At 66.2% G+C, this 17090-nt stretch carries 21 protein-coding genes; 11 read left to right on the top strand and 10 right to left on the bottom strand.

Annotated features, from left to right (window positions below; translation table 11 throughout):
• Positions 1-310: 310 nt before the first annotated feature.
• A complete protein-coding gene (locus AUR65_RS08775; RefSeq protein ID WP_058566479.1) occupies positions 311-1477 on the bottom strand; it encodes a Cdc6/Cdc18 family protein in 1167 nt (388 codons plus the stop codon).
• 362 nt (positions 1478-1839) lie between these two features.
• Between AUR65_RS08775 and AUR65_RS08770 the strand changes: the two genes are divergently transcribed.
• Both AUR65_RS08770 and AUR65_RS08765 read left to right on the top strand, forming a co-directional pair.
• Positions 1840-2073 carry a DUF2249 domain-containing protein gene (locus tag AUR65_RS08770; RefSeq protein WP_058566478.1) on the top strand — a complete coding sequence of 78 codons (234 nt, stop codon included), beginning with the start codon at positions 1840-1842 and terminating at the stop codon, positions 2071-2073.
• Positions 2074-2184: 111 nt separating this feature from the next.
• Positions 2185-3525 carry a hypothetical protein gene (locus tag AUR65_RS08765; protein ID WP_058566477.1) on the top strand — a complete coding sequence of 447 codons (1341 nt, stop codon included), beginning with the start codon at positions 2185-2187 and terminating at the stop codon, positions 3523-3525.
• 32 nt (positions 3526-3557) lie between these two features.
• Here AUR65_RS08765 and AUR65_RS08760 read toward each other — a convergent pair whose 3' ends face one another.
• Complete coding sequence (locus tag AUR65_RS08760) at positions 3558-3857, bottom strand: hypothetical protein (RefSeq protein ID WP_058566476.1); 300 nt, start codon at positions 3855-3857, stop codon at positions 3558-3560.
• A 145-nt stretch (positions 3858-4002) separates the two neighbouring features.
• Here AUR65_RS08760 and AUR65_RS08755 point away from each other — a divergent pair, with 145 nt between their 5' ends.
• Positions 4003-4311 (top strand): cupin domain-containing protein, encoded by a 309-nt coding sequence (locus AUR65_RS08755; protein ID WP_058566475.1) that lies wholly within the window; start codon positions 4003-4005, stop codon positions 4309-4311.
• Between the two features lie 29 nt (positions 4312-4340).
• On the opposite strand, the gene AUR65_RS08750 is transcribed toward AUR65_RS08755, so the two are convergent.
• The 5 genes from AUR65_RS08750 to AUR65_RS08735 all read right to left on the bottom strand — a co-directional run bounded on the left by AUR65_RS08750 (position 4341) and on the right by AUR65_RS08735 (position 7605).
• Positions 4341-4955 (bottom strand): hypothetical protein, encoded by a 615-nt coding sequence (locus tag AUR65_RS08750; RefSeq protein ID WP_058566474.1) that lies wholly within the window; start codon positions 4953-4955, stop codon positions 4341-4343.
• A gap of 280 nt (positions 4956-5235) precedes the next feature.
• Positions 5236-5556, bottom strand: a complete 321-nt coding sequence (locus AUR65_RS08745) for a DUF5789 family protein (RefSeq protein ID WP_058566473.1) — start codon at positions 5554-5556, stop codon at positions 5236-5238.
• Between the two features lie 148 nt (positions 5557-5704).
• On the bottom strand, positions 5705-6784 hold the full coding sequence (nirK, locus tag AUR65_RS08740; RefSeq protein ID WP_058566472.1) for a copper-containing nitrite reductase: 1080 nt from the start codon (positions 6782-6784) through the stop codon (positions 5705-5707).
• A gap of 168 nt (positions 6785-6952) precedes the next feature.
• Positions 6953-7105: an HVO_2142 family zinc finger protein gene (locus tag AUR65_RS19695; protein ID WP_158250823.1), complete on the bottom strand. Its 153-nt coding sequence runs from the start codon at positions 7103-7105 to the stop codon at positions 6953-6955.
• 140 nt (positions 7106-7245) lie between these two features.
• The gene (locus tag AUR65_RS08735) at positions 7246-7605 is read right to left on the bottom strand and encodes a DUF2249 domain-containing protein (RefSeq protein WP_084816395.1); all 360 of its coding nucleotides are present in this window, start codon (positions 7603-7605) and stop codon (positions 7246-7248) included.
• A 32-nt stretch (positions 7606-7637) separates the two neighbouring features.
• Here AUR65_RS08735 and AUR65_RS08730 point away from each other — a divergent pair, with 32 nt between their 5' ends.
• From AUR65_RS08730 to AUR65_RS08710, 5 genes are all read left to right on the top strand, one after another.
• Positions 7638-8810, top strand: a complete 1173-nt coding sequence (locus AUR65_RS08730) for a TIGR04053 family radical SAM/SPASM domain-containing protein (protein WP_058566471.1) — start codon at positions 7638-7640, stop codon at positions 8808-8810.
• An 84-nt stretch (positions 8811-8894) separates the two neighbouring features.
• Positions 8895-9458: a halocyanin domain-containing protein gene (locus AUR65_RS08725; RefSeq protein ID WP_058566470.1), complete on the top strand. Its 564-nt coding sequence runs from the start codon at positions 8895-8897 to the stop codon at positions 9456-9458.
• 95 nt (positions 9459-9553) lie between these two features.
• Positions 9554-10051, top strand: coding sequence for a hypothetical protein (locus tag AUR65_RS08720; RefSeq protein ID WP_058566469.1), 498 nt, complete (start codon positions 9554-9556; stop codon positions 10049-10051).
• A gap of 192 nt (positions 10052-10243) precedes the next feature.
• Positions 10244-10474 (top strand): AbrB/MazE/SpoVT family DNA-binding domain-containing protein, encoded by a 231-nt coding sequence (locus AUR65_RS08715; RefSeq protein WP_058566468.1) that lies wholly within the window; start codon positions 10244-10246, stop codon positions 10472-10474.
• Complete coding sequence (locus AUR65_RS08710) at positions 10475-10849, top strand: type II toxin-antitoxin system VapC family toxin (RefSeq protein ID WP_058566467.1); 375 nt, start codon at positions 10475-10477, stop codon at positions 10847-10849.
• Positions 10850-11326: 477 nt separating this feature from the next.
• Here the strand turns inward: AUR65_RS08710 and AUR65_RS08705 are convergent, their stop codons facing one another.
• A complete protein-coding gene (locus AUR65_RS08705; protein WP_058566466.1) occupies positions 11327-13609 on the bottom strand; it encodes a nitric-oxide reductase large subunit in 2283 nt (760 codons plus the stop codon).
• Between the two features lie 119 nt (positions 13610-13728).
• Here AUR65_RS08705 and AUR65_RS08700 point away from each other — a divergent pair, with 119 nt between their 5' ends.
• Positions 13729-14052, top strand: coding sequence for a CGCGG family putative rSAM-modified RiPP protein (locus tag AUR65_RS08700; RefSeq protein ID WP_058566465.1), 324 nt, complete (start codon positions 13729-13731; stop codon positions 14050-14052).
• 60 nt (positions 14053-14112) lie between these two features.
• Here AUR65_RS08700 and AUR65_RS08695 read toward each other — a convergent pair whose 3' ends face one another.
• A complete protein-coding gene (locus AUR65_RS08695; RefSeq protein WP_058566464.1) occupies positions 14113-14736 on the bottom strand; it encodes a hypothetical protein in 624 nt (207 codons plus the stop codon).
• Positions 14737-14939: 203 nt separating this feature from the next.
• Between AUR65_RS08695 and AUR65_RS08690 the strand changes: the two genes are divergently transcribed.
• Positions 14940-15137 (top strand): XapX domain-containing protein, encoded by a 198-nt coding sequence (locus tag AUR65_RS08690; protein WP_058566463.1) that lies wholly within the window; start codon positions 14940-14942, stop codon positions 15135-15137.
• Between the two features lie 63 nt (positions 15138-15200).
• Here the strand turns inward: AUR65_RS08690 and AUR65_RS08685 are convergent, their stop codons facing one another.
• Positions 15201-16295, bottom strand: coding sequence for a halocyanin domain-containing protein (locus AUR65_RS08685; RefSeq protein WP_058566462.1), 1095 nt, complete (start codon positions 16293-16295; stop codon positions 15201-15203).
• A gap of 156 nt (positions 16296-16451) precedes the next feature.
• On the opposite strand from AUR65_RS08685, the gene AUR65_RS08680 reads away from it, so the two are divergent.
• On the top strand, positions 16452-17090 hold the full coding sequence (locus AUR65_RS08680; protein WP_058566461.1) for a helix-turn-helix domain-containing protein: 639 nt from the start codon (positions 16452-16454) through the stop codon (positions 17088-17090).

Raw genomic sequence — 17090 nt, 5'->3', positions numbered from 1 at the left:
GATAGAGAAACAGTATAATCGAACTGCCAAACGTCAATGCTCCGTACAGCGGCACAAACTTCCACGAGGAGGTTCGGCTGAACCAACTCGACACGAGAGTTCCGACTGCTGACAGTCCCAGAAGGCCATACACGACCGGCATTCCCTCTAACGAGAGATAGCCACCAATAACCTCCACAGCGATCGTTGTAGAAAGGAGTCCACAACAGAGAGCGAGGACGCCAGCGGTGGACCGTCGCGTAATCGTCAATCCCATACGAAGTTGTGACAATTCGCTATAACAAATTCGTTGTCGCTCAGTGGAAGCAGATTACTGCGCGGCGAATAAGCGTTCGAACACGACCGTCGGGAACTGCGGTTCGAGTCGGCTGGGCGGCCGCCCCTTCCGGTCGACGCGCTCCGCCGTGACCCGGCGGGTGATGCCGTCTTCGGCGAGTTCGTAGAGGATGCGCTTGACCGTCGCCGCCGAGAGGTCGACCGACTTGGCGATGTGCTGGCTCGTCGCCCGCACCGACTGCTGTTGGTCGGGACGTAACGCGAGGAGTTCGTGAAGCACCTGCTGGCGGTTCGCTGGGAGCGCAAACACGCGGCCGAGCGAGACGCAGGGCCGCGGCACGGCGGCGATGCCCGCGGCGGTGTCGGCGGCGGTGATGCTCTGGTGTCTGTTCCGAGTCGCCTCGTCGGCCGCGCCGAACAGCGCCGCGAGCGCGTCGTGAGCGTCGCCGTCGGCCCACTCGGCGATGTCGCGGGCGAGTCGGTGGTCGAGCGTCCGCTGGGACCCGGCCGCCGACGCCCGCGTCATCAGCACGTCGATGAGCACCTGGCTCTGGTAGGGCTCGAACTCGATCTCGTTGGCCGTGTAGTCGGTCAGCACCGTCTCGTCGGGCGACGAACGCCCGATAGCCAGCCAACTGACCTTGCTCGGAAGCCCGGCACAGAGGTCGACGAACTCCTCGCCGTCGAGCGTCCCCGGCTCCTCGAGGTGGTCGACGGCGACGATGGCACCCGTCTTCGGACCGTCGAGGGTGGCTTTGAGCCGCGACTGCAACGCTTCGGTCTTGATGCCCTGCTTCGGCACCGACTCGTCGACGAGCGCGTCGAGGACGGCGTGGTAGAACGCGAACGCGCTCGTCGTCTCGCGCGCGTCGACGTAGACGAACCGCGGCGCGAACGTCGCCTGCACGCGGGTCGTCGTGTGGATGGCGGCGTTGTTGACGCTCGACACGCGGACGAGGTGGTCGAACAGCGACGTCACGACCGCCGACTTCCCCGACCCCTTGGGTCCGTAGACGTAGGCGTTCGGCGGGAGGTGGCCGTCGAACACCGGGTCGAGGTAGTCGAGTAGTCGCTCCAACACCGGCCCGCAGTTCACCGGGTCGTCGGTGTGTGCGACCGGCGAGAGCGAATCGTAATCGACGAGAAGGCGAGGCGTCCCGTCTCGGCGTTGCCGACGTTTGATCCTCGCTTCGATGTCCATGTCGTGGGAGTAGTTCCGAAATGGGAGGTATATCAGTTCTGACTGCTCACGGGAACAGCGCCGTCCCGGCCGGCTCACGTCTGCGTGTTCCGCTCCCGGCCAATTCGTTATTGGTGGTGTGTGCTTGTCAGTAAACAACATGTTGATTGGTTATAAACATGCCTTTCTGACCGGGATTCGGCGAGCCGTCTCCCGAGTTCTCGAACCGGGGTGTCTCGTGACGGGAGCGTTCGTCACCGGCAAGCCCGTAGAATCAGCATAGTTACGCACTCTCGACCGCGAACAGTATCGATATCTTCGCTTCCGCGGTCGAACGTGTTCGGGGTAATCGACTCGACGGTCGCCCGCGAGGTGCGACGTGTATGGCAGACACCACTCTCGACGTGCGCGACCTCCCACCGGCGGAGCGCCATCCGAAGATTCACGCCGCCTTCGACGACCTCGACGCCGGCGAGTCGCTGACGATTCTCAACGACCACGACCCGAAACCGCTGTTCTACGAGATGCAGGCCGAAGTCGACGCGTTCGACGCCGACAACTACACCGTCGAACGGCGCGCCCCCGACGAGTTCGCGGCGACGTTCCCGAAGCGGTAGCGCCGCGGTTGCGGGTCGTGACCACGGTCCCGGCCCGTCTCCTGCGTTTCTCCATCCTCGGCGAATATGTTCGGAGTCACCGGTAGGGCTCCGCGCCGCGCTAGTCCGCGTATGAGCGTCATTCCCGCGGACGTCGACACGGCCCGACAGCCCCCGATGACGATTCCGCTCCGGCACTTCGTCGTCGCGCTCGGCTTCCTCGTGGCCGCGGTGGGCCTCCGGGTCGGTCTCGCCATCGGCGTCGCCCCCGGTGCCACCCGGCTCGCGCACGCCCATCTCCTGCTCGCGGGCTGGGTGTGCGTCACCATCATGGGCGCGATGACGCAGTTCGTCCCGGTCTGGTCCGGCGTCGACCTCCACTCCCGACGGCTTGCGACCGCCCAACTGTGGGCCGTCGGCGTCGGTCTCGCCGGCCTCGCCGGGTGCTTCCTCTTCGGGGCGTTCGCGTGGCTCCCCGTCTTCGGTGCCGCCGCGCTCCTCGGCTTCTGGGCGTTCGCCTACAACGTCGCGCGCACGCTCTCCCGGCTCGACGGCTACGACGTGACCGAGCGCCACTTCGGCCTCGCACTCGGCTTTCTCGCGGTCGTCACCGCGCTCGGCTTCCTGCTCGCGGTCGACTTCACGCGCCCGCTTTTCGCCGGCGTCGGCGTGAGTCACGCGAGCGTCCGCGCGGCCCACGTCACGCTCGCCGTCTTCGGCGTCGTCGTGACGACCGTCGTCGGCGCGCTCTACCAACTCGCGACGATGTTCACCCAGACGAAACTCCGCGGCGTCGACGTGTGGCTTCGCCGCGTCGAGGAGGTCGGCTACCCACTCGGCGTCGTCGCGCTCGCCGGCGGCCGACTCGTCTCCGACCCGACGCTCGTACGGGTGGGCGGCACACTCGTCGCCCTCTCACTACTCGGGGTCGCCGTGATTCTCGCGCGCCGGCTCGTCGAGTCGTCGGTCGACTGGACGCCTATGCTCACGCGGTACGCCGTCGCGGCCGTCGCCCTCGCAGGCTGGAGCGTTCTGACGCTCCCCGCGTGGCTCGCTGACCCACTTGCCGGGGACCGGCTGTTCGGTGCGCCGGGTGCCGACTCGCTGTTCCGCCTCGGGTTCGTCGGGTTCGTCGTGCTCGGGACGCTCTATCACGTCGTCCCCTTCATCGTCTGGGTCCACCGCTACAGCGACCGCCTCGGTCTCGAACCCGTGCCGATGCTCGACGACCTCTACAGCGCCCGTCTCGCCCGCCTCGATTTCGGCCTCGTCGTCTCGGGCGTCGCCGCCGTCGTCGCACACGACCTCGCCGGACTCTCGTCAGTCTTCGAGACGGCGGGCTGGACGCTCGTGCTCGTCGGTGTCGCGGTGTTCGCCGCGAATCTCCTGCGGGTCATCTGGCTTCACAGCCCGCAGTCGTTGGTCGGCAACGCGGCCGCGTCGGCTGTCGATGCGGACGACGGCGCGGGCTGAGTCAGGGCGTCAGCGACGCGTCTCGCACTTCCTCAGAGACCGAACAGTTCGGGCGCGAGAAAGAGAATCGCGAGCAAGCACGTCAGGACGAGAGCCGCCGCGATGCGCAGGACGCCGGCCGCTCGTCGCCGGTCCTCCGGAAGCGATTCCGCGATTCCGGACAGGGCAGTCCCGGCGATCATAAACAGAAGCCACCCGCCCGACAAGGACTGTTCTACGACGGCGTACTGCCAGTACAACCCCGAGAAGACGAGCGCGCCACAGAGTTGGACGACAGGAAAGAGGCCGCCGGAGGGCTCGCTGAACACGGTTTGGTCCACGATGGAGGGCATCGAACACGTCAACTCACGCGAACGTGAAAAGAGCACCTGCCGTCACTCACCTGTTCGTTCTCGCGCTCGTTCGCTCCCGGTCGTGTCTCCCCCGAACGGGTTCGGCCGCAGGCTTACCGGCCGTTCGGCCGACAACCTACCCGTAATGCCAGAACACGCCGCGCTCGACGACCTCCCGGCACAGATGCACGCGCCCGTCTTCGAGACCAACCGCCCGAAAACCGTCAGACTCCGCCTCGAAGCCGGCGACGAGGTCCCGGCGCACTCTCATCCCGGGTTCGACATCGTGTTTCACGTCGTCGCCGGCCGGATGGAACTCACGCTCGACGGCGAGACGCACGAGGTCGCGGCGGGAGAGCTGTTGCGGTTCGGCGGCGACCGCGACATCTCGCCGCGCGCGCCGGTCGATAGTACCGCGGTGCTCGTGTTCGCGCCGGCCGTTGACGACGACTGACCCGCGGGGCCAACCCGCGAAGTCCCGACTCACTCCGTTTCGCCCGACAGCCGATTCAGCGCCGCCTCGAACTCCTCAGACAGCGATAGCGACTCCGATTCCGCCTCGTCGTCGCGCTCGCCCGTCGGCGACCCAGCGGACCGGGCCGAGTCGCCCGACGCTGCCGGCAAGTCGCCCGCATCCATCGCGTCGAGTTCCGCGTTGATGGCGTCGGCCTGCTGGTGCATCGGCGCGACGCGAACCCGGACGTGGTCGTAGTCGTGGCGGTCGGCGAGGCCGTTCCACGCCCGGAACGCGCCGACGGTGAGCGTCTTCGACTGCGGGCAAAACGGCGTCGTCGGCGTGAACTCCGCACGGAGAATGGATGGGTCGTCCCGGTCTTCCGCGTAGCGGAAGCCGGCGTCCGGGTGTCGCCGGTCGAGGTTCAGCCGCGCGAGATTGTAGCCGAACGTCACGTCGTAGACGCCCCGCTCTTCGAACACCTCGCGGGCGACCCGGTGGACGGCGACGTGGTCGTCGCCGTCGAGGACGCGGTGGCCGTCGAGAAAGGCGTCCGGGTCGGGCAGATGTTCCGGGACGAACTGGTCGCTATCGTCGAAGCGGTCGCCTCGCGACCCGCCGAACAGGGACGGAATGTCTGGCATAGTCCGAAGTGGGGTCGCCACGGGCGTAGGCCCACCCCCGAACACGTTCAACTCACCGTTCGGGATGCTGGCGCTTCGGGGCAGTCGAGAGACAGGTGGAAGACGTTGTTGTGGTCGTGGTTCGCTGATAGTTTGTCGAGTCCGTGCTGAATAGAATGCGCGCCTCGGCCACGGGAAGGAAGGGACTGGTAGGGACGAGCCAAACGGGACAGACAGAGAGGACGCGTCTCGGAACGCAGGTTACCAAAATATCGGACGACAGGGACCGCCGTGGACGCACTCACGTCCGATTTATTGCTCGCTGGATCCGGTCGCGAACGTCGTCCGCAGAATCGTATATTTCGTTGTCGACCGACGCGAGCACCTCGTCGACGGGTTTCCACCCTCCTTGTGTTTCGACCTCGTAGTCGCCGTAGTTCTCGACGAGTTGCTCCGTTGTGGTCGGGTAGTCTTGAACTTCGAGTGCATCGTCGAGGTCCCCGAGTTCCTTTCCAGGTTGGGGTTCGTTGGCGCGGTTACGCGCCTCTTGGATCGCTCGCTCGCGCTGGCGCTGTTCTTCGTTGGCCGCTTGCTTGTTCCGGCCCTGTTTGTCGTCTGGCATCCTTGGCACTTCGAAAGCGAACGTCATAATGCTGTGGCCGATTCTCGGGAGTCGCTTCCGACACACGGGTTCTGTCAGAACCGGCGAGGCTCGACAGCGTCAGGTGGAAAAACGGTCAGTCCGGGGACTGCCGGCCGGTTCGACGGTGCTACTGCGGGTCAGGGTCGGGGTCGAATATCTCTGGGTCCTCCGGCCCCTCGGCGCGGATGACCGCCATACAGCCCTTGCGGACGACGCGCGACAGCGAGTGGTCGACGAGTTTGAAGTCGCCGGGGACGGGCGAACTCATCGTCGCGATGGTCGTGCTCCCCGGCGGGACCAGCCGCGTCTGGATGTGGCTCTGTGGGTCGGTCGTCAGCGAGCCGTCCGGGTAGAGCGTCTCCCAGACGCTCCCGATGGGGTGGAAGCTACTGGAGAGGTTCGGTCCCCCGTCGACGAAGTACACCCGGACCGTCTCGTCGAGGCCGACCGTCGCGGCCGGCCCCCGACCGTTGGGCGTCCACGCGTACTTCTCGCCGTTCATGAGGACGTACGTCGGGTCCTCGTTCCGCATGGCCTCGTAGTCGAAGTTGTGTTGGCCCTCCTCGCCGGCGTCCTTGTCGGTGTAGAGTTCGTGCTGGCCGAGGTATATCTCGTGGTCGACCTCGGGCATCCCCTCCGGCGGTTCGACGAGGATGAGGCCGAACATCCCGGCGCTGATGTGCATGTCCATGTTCGGCACAGCGCAGTGGTAGATGTACGCGCCGGGGTAAGTCGCCTTGAACCGCAGGTGCGCCGTCTCACCGGGGTTCGTCATCGTCGCTTCCGCGCCGCCGCCGGGACCGGCGACCGCGTGGAAATCGACGTTGTGCGGCATGGTGTTCTCTTCTGGGTTCTCGAACGTCACGTTCACCGTGTCGCCCTGCCTGACGCGGACGAGCGGGCCGGGAACCTGCCCGTTGTACGTCGTGTAGGTGAACGTCACGCCGTCTTCGACCTCCGCGGTCACCTCCTCCGGCCGGAGCGTCACGTCGACTTCGGCGGGCTCGCTCCGGTCGATGGGTCCGGGGATGTCCGTCGGGTCGGCCGCGACCTGGTCCACCAGGTTCGCCGAACCCTGCTGTGCCGGTTCGTCCGTCTCGTCGAGCGACTGCGCGGCGGTCGGCGCGTCCGACGCACAGCCGGCGAGCGAGGCGACGCCGCCGAGTCCGAGCCACTGGAGCGTCCGCCGCCGAGTCGTGGATAGCATCTGTGTCTCCCTCCAGTTGAATCGAGTGCCCGGATACGGGTATAAACGGACAATGGTTGTCCGGTTTGGAGACGCGCTCCGAACATCTTCGCGAGTCGTACCACGCCGTGAGACGTGGTGAGCACGGCCGCTACAGAGCGTGCGAATCCCGAGAAGACGAACGGGGGTTCAGTCGTCGCCGACGAAGCGGTCGCGGCGGTACCGGCACTGCTCGCAGAAGAACTGCGCGAGTCCCGCCGGCTGCGTGCCCGTGAAGGCCATCTTCGTGCCGCAGTCGGGGCACCATTCGGAGTGGGTGGTATTCGTGTGGTCTGAACTCATACCACGTACAAACGCGTGAGGAGTTATTACATTAACGATTATGCCAAATTGGGCGAGATTGATACGTTTCGGGACGCAGACGGTGCCAAGGCCCGCGTTGACGAGGGGCGCGAAGGCGGAGCGTCGGCGGCCGCGCCGAGTCACGGCTCCCAAATCGCGGTGACGACGCCCTCGTCGCGCTCGGCGGAGCAGTAGGCGAACCCCCGGTCGTCGAGCTTCGGGTAGAGGAACTTCGGCTCGCGGTCGTTGAGCTGGACGAACACGGTTTCGCCGTCGAGTGCGGCGAGGCGGTTCATCGTCTCCGTGAGCGGTTCCGGCGGCGGCAACTCCCGCACGTCGAGGAAGTCCACCGGTCGCTCGCTCGGTGCGTCGAGTCCGTCGAGGTACGCTTCGTGCTCCATACGGGAGTCGTGGGGCCGCCGGAGCAGGAAGCTCACCCCGAACGTGTTCGTCTCGGTTCCCCCGGCCAGTCGGCCGAACACGTTCGGGGTGTGGCTCACCTTCCGGGCCTTCGAACCACCCGACCAGAGCCATGTCTCGACCGCCACACGCCGACATCGACGCGGGCGCGGGAAGCGACGCGGACGCACCGCCGACCGCGACCGCCCCGCCGGACCCGTCGAGCATCGACACCTCGCGGCGGCCGTTCGTCCTCATCTGGGAGGTCACGCAGGCGTGCGGCCTCGCGTGCGACCACTGCCGTGCGGACGCGACGCCCGCGAGACACCCCGACGAACTGACCACCGCGGAGGGAAAGCGCCTGCTCGACCAAGCCCGTGAGTTCGGCCCCGGACAACTCGTTGTCCTCTCCGGCGGTGACCCGCTGGCGCGCTCGGACCTCGTGGACCTCGTCGAGTACGGGACCGACTTGGGCCTCCGGATGACGCTCACCCCGAGCGGGACGTCGTCGCTGACGCCCGAGACGGTCGCCGACCTCGCCGATGCGGGAGTCAAACGCATGGCGCTCAGCCTCGACGGCGCGACGGCGGCGTCGCACGACGCCTTCCGGGGAGAAGACGGAAGCTTCGACCAGACCGTCGCGGCCGCCCGCGCGGCCCGCGAGGCCGGCCTCCCGCTCCAGATAAACACGACCGTCTGCGCCGAGACGGTCGACGAACTCCCCGCGCTCTGCGACCTCGTCGCCGACCTCGGCGCGGTCCTCTGGTCCGTGTTCTTCCTCGTCCCCGTCGGGCGCGGGCGCGTCCTTGACTCGATTTCCCCCGAGCGCGCCGAGCGTGTCATGAAGTGGCTGACCGAGGTGAGCGAAGAAGCGCCCTTCGGCGTCAAGACGACCGAAGCGCCCCACTACCGTCGGGTCGCCATCCAGCGCCGGCGGGACGCGAGCGACGCGCCCCCGACCGACGGCATCGGCCGACGGCTCGGCATCACCGCAGGCGACGGGTTCGCCTTCGTCAGCCACACCGGCGAGCTGTTCCCGTCGGGCTTTCTCCCCGCGTCCGCCGGCAACGTCCGCGACGGCGGACTCGTCGAGGGGTACCGCGAGAGCGACCTCTTCCGGTCGCTCCGGGACCGCGACGCCCTCCGCGGGAAGTGCGGCGCGTGCGAGTTCCGACACGTCTGCGGCGGCAGTCGGTCGCGAGCGTACGCCCACACCGGCGACCCACTAGCCAGCGACCCGCTCTGCGGGTACGTGCCTGCCGACTACGACGGCCCGATGCCCGCGACCCGGTCGGCGGGCGACTGACGCCTCGGGAATGGCGGCGTGCGGGAGCCGACCCGAACACGTTCGGGATAATCGCTTGCATCCGTCGCCGCCGAGGTACAGTTGATGACGCGCGACACCAACCTCACGAGACGGCGCTTTACGGCACTAACTGCGACGGCGGCGCTGTCCACGGCGCTCGCGGGCTGTTCCGGCTCCGGCGGCGACGCCGCGAACGCGGCCGAGGCGGACGGGGGCGACGCGACGACCGCCGAATCGACCGCGGAGTCGACGACCGAGTCCGGCGAAACGACCGGCGCGGATAGCGGCTCCGGTGGGAGCGCCCCGCAGTTCGACGGCTGGTTCGACAACGTGGACAACTACGACGGCGTCGCCGACGAGACGGGGAGTTCGACGGTGACGGTGACGGTGGGTGCGGAGGCCAACGGCGGCGCGTTCGGGTACGGCCCGGCCGCCGTGCGAGTCTCACCGGGCACCACGGTCGTCTGGGAATGGAACGGGAAGGGTGGCTCGCACGACGTCGCCGCCGCGGACGGCGGGTTCGAATCGGAGTTAGCGGGCAGTAGCGGCCACACGTTCGAACACACCTTCGAGGAGACGGGGACGTACAGATACGCCTGTACGCCCCACGAGACGCTCGGCATGAAAGGCGCGGTCGTCGTCGAGTAGCGTCCGACCGCGTCGTTTTTCGGTCTGTTTTGCCCGTCGTCGGTCGGTTCCCCACCGCCCGCGAACTTCTTCTCCCGGTGCGCCGAATCTCTCGTATGCCTCGGTCCTCGGTCCTCGCCGCCGCACGCCGCCGCCCGTCGCTCACGTTCGCCCTCGCGGGCGGCGCGTTCGCGCTCTGGTACGTTCTCGCCGACCCGGTGGTCGAATTGCTGACCGGCGGCGACCCCACCGTCCTCTCCGGACCGATGGCGGTGCTCGTCGCCGGGGGCTTTCTCGGCGGGGGGCTCCTCGCCAGCCTGCTCTGGCGGCGACTCGGCGGGGCGAACTCCCGGGGACGCGGCGCGCTCGTCGGCGGCCTCGTCGGCTTGCTCGCGCTCCCGGTCCCGATGTACCTGCTCGAACTCGCGGTCGTCGTGATGGAGGGGACCCCGTTCGAAGCGCCGGTCGGGATGAGTCCGGTGGCGGCGCTCGTGAGGGGCGTTGTTCTGTTTCTCGTCGTCCCGCTGTTCCTCGGGGCGCTGGGCGTGATTGCGACCCTCGGTGGAACGGTCGTCGTCGGGGCCGCGACGGGGCTGGTGCTCGCGTGGGAGTGAGTCGGCAGTCCGATGTCGGCGAAAAGCAGAGACGGTGAGTCAGTCGCCGGCTGTGCTGTTGTGCATCCGTTATCTGATGGGGTGGTGTGACACAGACAGAGGATGAGTTCAGCACACGAGCGTGATTCGCTTGCGTGGGTATCTGAATCGTTCTGGGGAAAATTCTTGAATCTGCCCACGCAATATGAGCGTATGTCCGAAGCAACGCTGGATGGCCGAGGGCGACTGACGCTCCCGAAAGAGGTTCGAGAGCGGTACGGTGAACACTACCGTATCGTCCAACTTCACGACGGTATCAAGTTGATTCCAATCGAGGATGACCCGCTCGATGCCCTTCGCTCTGAGTTCGCAGACGTCGAGAAGACGGCGGCAGAACTCCGTCAAAGAGCACGTGACGGAGCGATAGACGAGGCTGGACGCTGAATGTACGCGGAGACAGACTTCCTTCTGGCACTCATCAAGGACGAAGACTGGCTCGGTGACGCCGCAGAGGAAGTATATCGCGACCACCGGGATGAACTATGGACGTCCCAGTTCACACTCATCGAACTCCTCATGGTTGCATACCGTGAAGAACGAGATACAGAGCGAGTCGTCACAAATGCCGCTGCTCTGTTGGAAGTACGTGGTGACGTGGACACCGTTGTCACAGCTGCGACCTACGTCGAAGACCACGGGTTCACCCCGTTCGACGCGCTTCACCTCGTTGAATCAGATGGTGATACCATCGTTTCGAGCGATAAGACGTACGAATCGTTTGCTCCACGGCTCGACCTGAAGACAATCCAAGACGAGTGAGACTATGGAGTGGAATCTCACGTTCGTGCATACTGATGCGCCCGACTCAACACTCGCTAGTCGAGTGCTATTCTTTCTCGTATCGCGGGGAGCACGCGATGAATAACGTTCTACAACGCTGACCTTGCGGACCAGATTGGCCGTGAACGACTGCTGTCGGTTCCCGCTGGACACGCTGAAGAACTTTCCAACGGAGGCGTATTTCTCTATATCTGTGACAATCAGTTCGGTGGATGTCCAGAACTCGACGAAGTGAGACAGTTCCTCGAAGAGACCAAAACTGACTAACGGACGAGCAAAATCACTCTACTCGCTGTCTGTTCGTGGGTCTCGTTCCGTTTTCTCGGTATTCTTGGTTGCTAGTGGTGTTGTTGTCGGGGTCGATTCCGAACGAACGTGATGACCGACTTGCGCTTTCTGTGCAGCACGACTTCGAAAAGCTAGCAGAAAATGCGAGGTTCGACGGAGCCTCGCTCGTTAGTCGTCGCCCAGGATTCCCTCGGCGACGGCCATGTCCTCGACGCTCGGGTCGTCGGCGGACTGCCGGAGGACGAACCGCTTTCTGACGAGGTCGGCCGCGTAGATGACCGTCCCGAGGATGATGAGGGTGTCGCCGGGGAGCCGCGCCCAGAACAGCGTCTGAATCAGCGGCTGGTCGTAGAAGGCGACGCTCCGGGCGGCGGCGTAGCTCCCGGTGAACGCCGTCTCCAACTGGAGGAAGCCGACCGGGAGGACGGAGACGAACACCATCAACACGAGGCCGACGTTCCAACACCAGAAGGCGGCGCGCAGCCACGAGCCGTCCCAGCGCTCGGCGTCGATGGAGAGCTGGAGCATGTAGGTGACCATGCCGAGCGCGAGGAAGCCGAACGCGCCGAACATCGCGGCGTGGGCGTGGCCGACCGTCAGGTACGTCCCGTGCTCGTAGTAGTTGATGAGCGGGAGGTTGATGAAGAAGCCGAGCACGCCCGCGCCGACGAAGTTCCAGACGCCGCTGGCGACGATGAACATGAACGGCAGGCGGTACGGGAACGACTCGCCCGACATCGCGCGGTACTGCCCGAGCGCCTCGTAGAGGATGAACACCAGCGGGATGAGTTCGAGCGTCGAGAAGACGCTCCCGATGGGCACCCACATGTCGGGCATGCCGACCCACCAGTAGTGGTGCGAGACGCCGATGATGCCCGTCCCCATGACGAGCAGCGCCTGGAGCATGACGGCCTTCTCGGCGCTCCGGCGCGACAGGAGGTTCATCGACACCAGCGTCAGGCCGACGATGGCGACGATGAAGAACTCGAAGGCCCCCTCGACCCACATGTGGACGACCCACCAGCGCCAGAACTCCGTGACGGCGATGTTCGTCTCGGGGGTAAACAGGAAGCCCGCGGTGAACAAGAGGGCGATAGAGCCGCCGGCGTACAGAATCATGTGCGCCAGCCCGTACGGCGGCTCCTTGTCGAGAAGCGGCTTCAGGCCGCGAACGGCCAGCCCCGCCCAGATGAGGAAGCCGGCGAGGATGCCGAACTGCCAGAGCTTCCCGACTTCGAGGTATTCGAGCCCCTCGTTGCCGAGAATCCACCACAGCGAGCCGTCGATGTAGCCGTTCGCTCCCAGCCAGATGCCCGACAGGCCGCCGACCACGACGACGACGATTGCGCCGAGGAGGACGTTGATGTACGTCGACTGCTTCGGCGGCTCGTAGCCGGTCAGAAGCGGCGGGAGGAACAGCCCCGCGCCGAGCCACGTCGCGGCGATCCAGAGGATGCCGAGGTCGATGTGCCACGTCTTGGCGATGGCGAACGGGAGCAGTTGCAGGATGGGCACGCCGAATATCGACTCGATGCCGAAGAACCCGGCGCGCTCGATGTAGAAGTGCGCGAGTAAGCCGCCCAACAGCACTTGCGCCAAGAACAACCCGGCGGCGACCGGGACGAACCGGAGCGCCGCCCGCTGGCTCGGGAAGACGCTCACGTCACCCGGTTCGGGCACCGTGATATCCTCGGCCGACGGCTCGGGGAGTTCGACCGACTTGTACAGCCAGATGCCGAGGCCCGCCCCCGCGACGAGAAGCACCATGGCGATGACGCTCCACGTCATCGAGGCGGCGGTGGCGTCGTTCCCCGCGCCGGGTTGGTACGGCCAGTCGTTCGTGTACGAGTGGGTGCCGTCGGAGCGGTCGGTGTGCGAGAACCACGCCGTCCACATGGCGAAGTCCGCGAACGCCCGCGCCTCCTCCTCGGAGTCGATCATGTTCACGGGGACGCCGCGCTCGTGGTCGCCCTCGTGGTAGCGCTCGACGTACTCCTGGCGCACCTGCTCGTGGGCGTACACCTCGGCCGCGGTGTACTGAATCGCGCCGCCCTCGTAGCTGTCGTCGAGGTCTGATTTCACCACGTCGGCGACTGCCGCTTGGTCGGCGGAGTCGAGTTGGTCGTAGGATTCACCGTACCGCTCTTGGGCGTAGTAGTTCCGCATGAACTGGACTTTCAAATCCAGCGCGTCGGCGGTGTAGTCCGCGCCGTAGTACGCGCCGTTGCCCAGTATCGACCCGTGGTTCATCAGGCCGTCTTTCTGGAACACCGTCTTGCCCTCTCGAATCACGTCGCCGTTGGCGACGACGTCACCGTCGGGTCCGACCACCTCGTCGGGAATCGGCGGGGCCTCCTGGTAGGCGAACCACGCGCCCGCGCCCATCACGACGAGGTTGAAGACGAACACGACGACGATTGCCTTCGCGATGGTCTTGCGTTGAATCTCCATACAGGTCGTGGTTCACACGCCTGCTATAGGCTACACGCGCCGCTTCCCGGGGTCTCACAGCCCGGACGAACATGTTCGGATAGCCGCTCTTTGAGTCGGAAGCCGTTCCTCGAATCGTCATGACGACTGACTCGCGCCCCGCCGACCACGACCACGAAACGCCCGACTCGGCGACCGACCGCGTCCACGACACCTCGTGGTCGGCGAACCTCGAACTCCCGCGGCACGCCGCCGACCGCGACCTCGTGGTCTCCGAGGCGGTCGCCGCGGTCGAACACACGACCGCCGGCCACCACGTCAACCTCGTCACCCACGGCGACCACGGCCACCCGGAGACGTACCTGTACGACGCGCTCGCCGAGCGGTTCGACGGTGACTTGGCGTACGAGTACGTCGAGCAATGCGGCTGTGGCGGGCACGTGACGCGGGTGTACGTGGAGTAGTCGCGTCTCGGTCTCGAACGTCCAGACCGGTGCCTGCACTCGCGGCGAGCAGGCGTCTAGCTACCCCGCCGAATCCGGTGTTTCAGCGGTTCCGTCGCCAGTATCCGCTTCGACGAAGAAGTCGAACGCCAGTTCGCCGTCGAGGACGTGCGTGTGCTCGAACGTCCCCGTCTCGACGAGTTCCACGGTACTGTCGACGACGAGTCTGCGGGCCGAGTCCGGCCATTCGGTGACCGCGAGGTTGATGAACGCGGTCTCGTCGGCGAGCTCGCCGAACCGGTGGACCTCGAAGACCGTGGCCGTATCGTCTCGGAACAGCGACACAGACGGGTGGGGCTCGTGGCCTCCCTCGAATGGCCCTCGGAGTGAGAGTTTCGGCGGAGACCCGTCGCCGTCCGGTGCCACGAACCGCTGTGTGAGCGACCGGAGTTCCGTGTCGTCTGTATGCGAAATCGAGACGGCGAGCGGTCTCGGAAGCGGGCCGGAAGTGGGGTCGACGCCCACGGTGGCGAGGTCACCGTCGTCTCCGGCCCCGAATTTGAGGTATTTTCCCCTGTCTCGGGGGTTGTCGTCGGTCTCGACAAGCGGGTCCGTGTGTTCGGTCGGTGACCCGATGGAACCGCATCCCGCGGTCAGGGTGGAGGCGGCGGTCAGAGCGGACGCGAGGAACACGCGACGGCGCATACGGAGTAACACACCGGAGTGAGTAACAGTTTTCTGGACGGTGACACGCGCTGTGAGCGCTTCGGCAGCGTCCCGGTGCTGTTCGCTGTCGTCCGGTCACAACCGCGGCACGCCGACGACCGCGGCCTCGTGGTTGCGGAGGCGGTCGCCGCGGTCGCGGCGATAGCTGTACTTATTTACCGAGGAACGCGGATGACTCACCTATGGCCTCGCAACTCGTTTTGGCCCTGCTGGCAGGCGTCTTCGCCGGAGCCCTGTTCGGCCTCATAGAAACACCGATTCCGGCCCCACCCAACCTCGCCGGGATACTAGGTATCGTGGGTATCTACCTCGGCTACAAGGGAGTCCAGCGGCTGGGGTTCCACGTGGATATCACGGGGGTAATCGCGTCGCTGTTCTGAGCGCGTAATTCGAGAAAACGATTCAACACGGTATCGACTTCCCCGACTCCTCCTGCGGGCGACTTACTCCGACTTCTCCTTCGGATACGTCTCGCCCGCCGACTCGCCGCCCTCGCCCTTGAGCCACATGAACGCGCCGAACAGCGCGGGCGACGCCAGCATCGCGCCGAACGTCCCGGCCAGCGCGATGCCGCCGAGGCGCTCCGTCTCGGAGTCACCGAACGGTTCGGCCACCTGCGCGTTCGACCCGCCTTCGTCGTCGGTGACGACGACCGCGCCCTTCATCCCGAGCGTCTTGTGCGGCGTGCAGGCGTAGGTGTACGTCCCGGCCTCCTCGAAGGTGTGTTCGAACGTGTGGTCGCCGGCGCTGACGAGGTCGGACTCGAAGCTCCCGTCCTCGGCGACGACGTTGTGCGACCCGCCCTCGCCGGTCCACTCCCAAACGACGGTCGTCCCCTTCGAGACGCGAATCGCCGCGGGGCCGAACCCGAACGCGCCACCGTTAGCCTGTGACCCGACCTCGACCGTCACGCGCTGGAGGCCGGTCTGCGCGTCCACACCGTCGAAGTTCGAGGTGTTTTCGAACCACGCGTCGAGGTCCGCGTCGCCTTCGGCGGCGCTCTCGGTGGACTCCGACTCGCCCTCGCTGGCCGAGTCGGCCGCCTCGGTCGCGGTCGCGCCGCCGGCGTCGCCGACGACGATTGCGCCCTTCATGCCGAGCGTCTCGTGCGGCGTACAGACGTACGTGTAGACGCCTTCCGCGTCGAACGTCTGCTCGAACGTGTGGCCGCTGTCGCCGACGAGGTCGGACTCGAAACTCCCGTCCTCGGCGGCGACGTTGTGCGAGCCGCCGTTCCCGTTCCACTCCCAGACGACGGTCGTTCCGGGGTCGACGCGAACGGCGGCCGGGCCGAAGCCGAACGCCCCGCCGTTGGCCTGCGACCCAACCGTCACCGTCACCGTCGAACTCCCCGTCTCGTCCACCACCCCCTCGTAGTTCGAGGTCTGTGCGAACCACGAGTCGAGGTCGGTCCCCGACTGCGCTCGCGCGGAGTCGGCGACGCCTCCCAGCGCGGTCGTGGAGACGGCCGCGCCGCCGAGGAGTCGAAGTACGGTTCGCCGGCCGAGCGTCGGAGATGTGGCATCGTTCGAACTCATGATTGAGTGCGGCGAGGCGGTGGACCCGCCCCGCTCGACACTCGACGGTCGGGGTTCCGGTGAAAAACCCGCCTCGCTGGTTCCCGAAACGCGGCCGGTGCCCGAACATGTTCGGAACTATCTTTGTGCGGCGGGGACGACTTCGTTTCACTACCGATGCCCCGGGCTACACTCTCCATCACGCTCCCCGAGCAGGTCTGGGTCTCCGACCTCTCGGGCCGCTATCCGGACGCCGAGTTCACCGTCCTCGCGGCGATGCCGGCCGACGAGACGGGCGTCGGCCTCGTCGAGATACAGGCGGCCGACATCGAGCCCGTCGTCACCACCATCGACGAGTACGACTCGGTCGTCTCGGTGACGATTCTCGAAGCACAGCCGGAGCGCGCGCTGGTGCAGTTCGAGACGACCGAGCCGCTGTTGATTCTCACGCTCAGCGAGGTGGGAATCCCGCTGGAACTGCCCATCACCATCGTCGACAGCGAGGTGACAGTCGAGGTGACCGCGCCGCGGGAGAACCTCTCGGAGTTGGGCGAACAGCTCACCCAGTTCGGCATCCCGTTCGACCTCGTCTCCATCCACCAGTCGATAGACACGGAGTCGCTCCTCACCGACGACCAGTACGCCCTCCTCGAGACGGCGGTCGCCGAGGGGTACTACGACACGCCGCGGACGTGCACGCTCACCGGGCTCGCCGAAGCCGTCGGGCTGGCGAAATCGACGACGAGCGAGAAGCTCCACCGGGCCGAGGGTAAAGTCATGAAGGCGTTTCTCGCGCGGGACGACGCGACGGTCTAA

This window comes from Haloferax marisrubri (assembly GCF_001469875.2).
In the GTDB taxonomy this organism is placed as follows: Archaea; Halobacteriota; Halobacteria; order Halobacteriales; family Haloferacaceae; genus Haloferax; species Haloferax marisrubri.
This window is presented reverse-complemented; position numbering and strand designations above follow the sequence as displayed.

Coding starts and splice junctions, on each gene's coding strand:
- AUR65_RS08775 (WP_058566479.1), bottom strand. CDS start 1,477: ATGGACATCGAAGCGAGGATCAAACGTCGGCAACGCCGAGACGGGACG.
- AUR65_RS08770 (WP_058566478.1), top strand. CDS start 1,840: ATGGCAGACACCACTCTCGACGTGCGCGACCTCCCACCGGCGGAGCGC.
- AUR65_RS08765 (WP_058566477.1), top strand. CDS start 2,185: ATGAGCGTCATTCCCGCGGACGTCGACACGGCCCGACAGCCCCCGATG.
- AUR65_RS08760 (WP_058566476.1), bottom strand. CDS start 3,857: ATGCCCTCCATCGTGGACCAAACCGTGTTCAGCGAGCCCTCCGGCGGC.
- AUR65_RS08755 (WP_058566475.1), top strand. CDS start 4,003: ATGCCAGAACACGCCGCGCTCGACGACCTCCCGGCACAGATGCACGCG.
- AUR65_RS08750 (WP_058566474.1), bottom strand. CDS start 4,955: ATGCCAGACATTCCGTCCCTGTTCGGCGGGTCGCGAGGCGACCGCTTC.
- AUR65_RS08745 (WP_058566473.1), bottom strand. CDS start 5,556: ATGCCAGACGACAAACAGGGCCGGAACAAGCAAGCGGCCAACGAAGAA.
- nirK (WP_058566472.1), bottom strand. CDS start 6,784: ATGCTATCCACGACTCGGCGGCGGACGCTCCAGTGGCTCGGACTCGGC.
- AUR65_RS19695 (WP_158250823.1), bottom strand. CDS start 7,105: ATGAGTTCAGACCACACGAATACCACCCACTCCGAATGGTGCCCCGAC.
- AUR65_RS08730 (WP_058566471.1), top strand. CDS start 7,638: ATGTCTCGACCGCCACACGCCGACATCGACGCGGGCGCGGGAAGCGAC.
- AUR65_RS08725 (WP_058566470.1), top strand. CDS start 8,895: ATGACGCGCGACACCAACCTCACGAGACGGCGCTTTACGGCACTAACT.
- AUR65_RS08720 (WP_058566469.1), top strand. CDS start 9,554: ATGCCTCGGTCCTCGGTCCTCGCCGCCGCACGCCGCCGCCCGTCGCTC.
- AUR65_RS08715 (WP_058566468.1), top strand. CDS start 10,244: ATGTCCGAAGCAACGCTGGATGGCCGAGGGCGACTGACGCTCCCGAAA.
- AUR65_RS08710 (WP_058566467.1), top strand. CDS start 10,475: ATGTACGCGGAGACAGACTTCCTTCTGGCACTCATCAAGGACGAAGAC.
- AUR65_RS08705 (WP_058566466.1), bottom strand. CDS start 13,609: ATGGAGATTCAACGCAAGACCATCGCGAAGGCAATCGTCGTCGTGTTC.
- AUR65_RS08700 (WP_058566465.1), top strand. CDS start 13,729: ATGACGACTGACTCGCGCCCCGCCGACCACGACCACGAAACGCCCGAC.
- AUR65_RS08695 (WP_058566464.1), bottom strand. CDS start 14,736: ATGCGCCGTCGCGTGTTCCTCGCGTCCGCTCTGACCGCCGCCTCCACC.
- AUR65_RS08690 (WP_058566463.1), top strand. CDS start 14,940: ATGGCCTCGCAACTCGTTTTGGCCCTGCTGGCAGGCGTCTTCGCCGGA.
- AUR65_RS08685 (WP_058566462.1), bottom strand. CDS start 16,295: ATGAGTTCGAACGATGCCACATCTCCGACGCTCGGCCGGCGAACCGTA.
- AUR65_RS08680 (WP_058566461.1), top strand. CDS start 16,452: ATGCCCCGGGCTACACTCTCCATCACGCTCCCCGAGCAGGTCTGGGTC.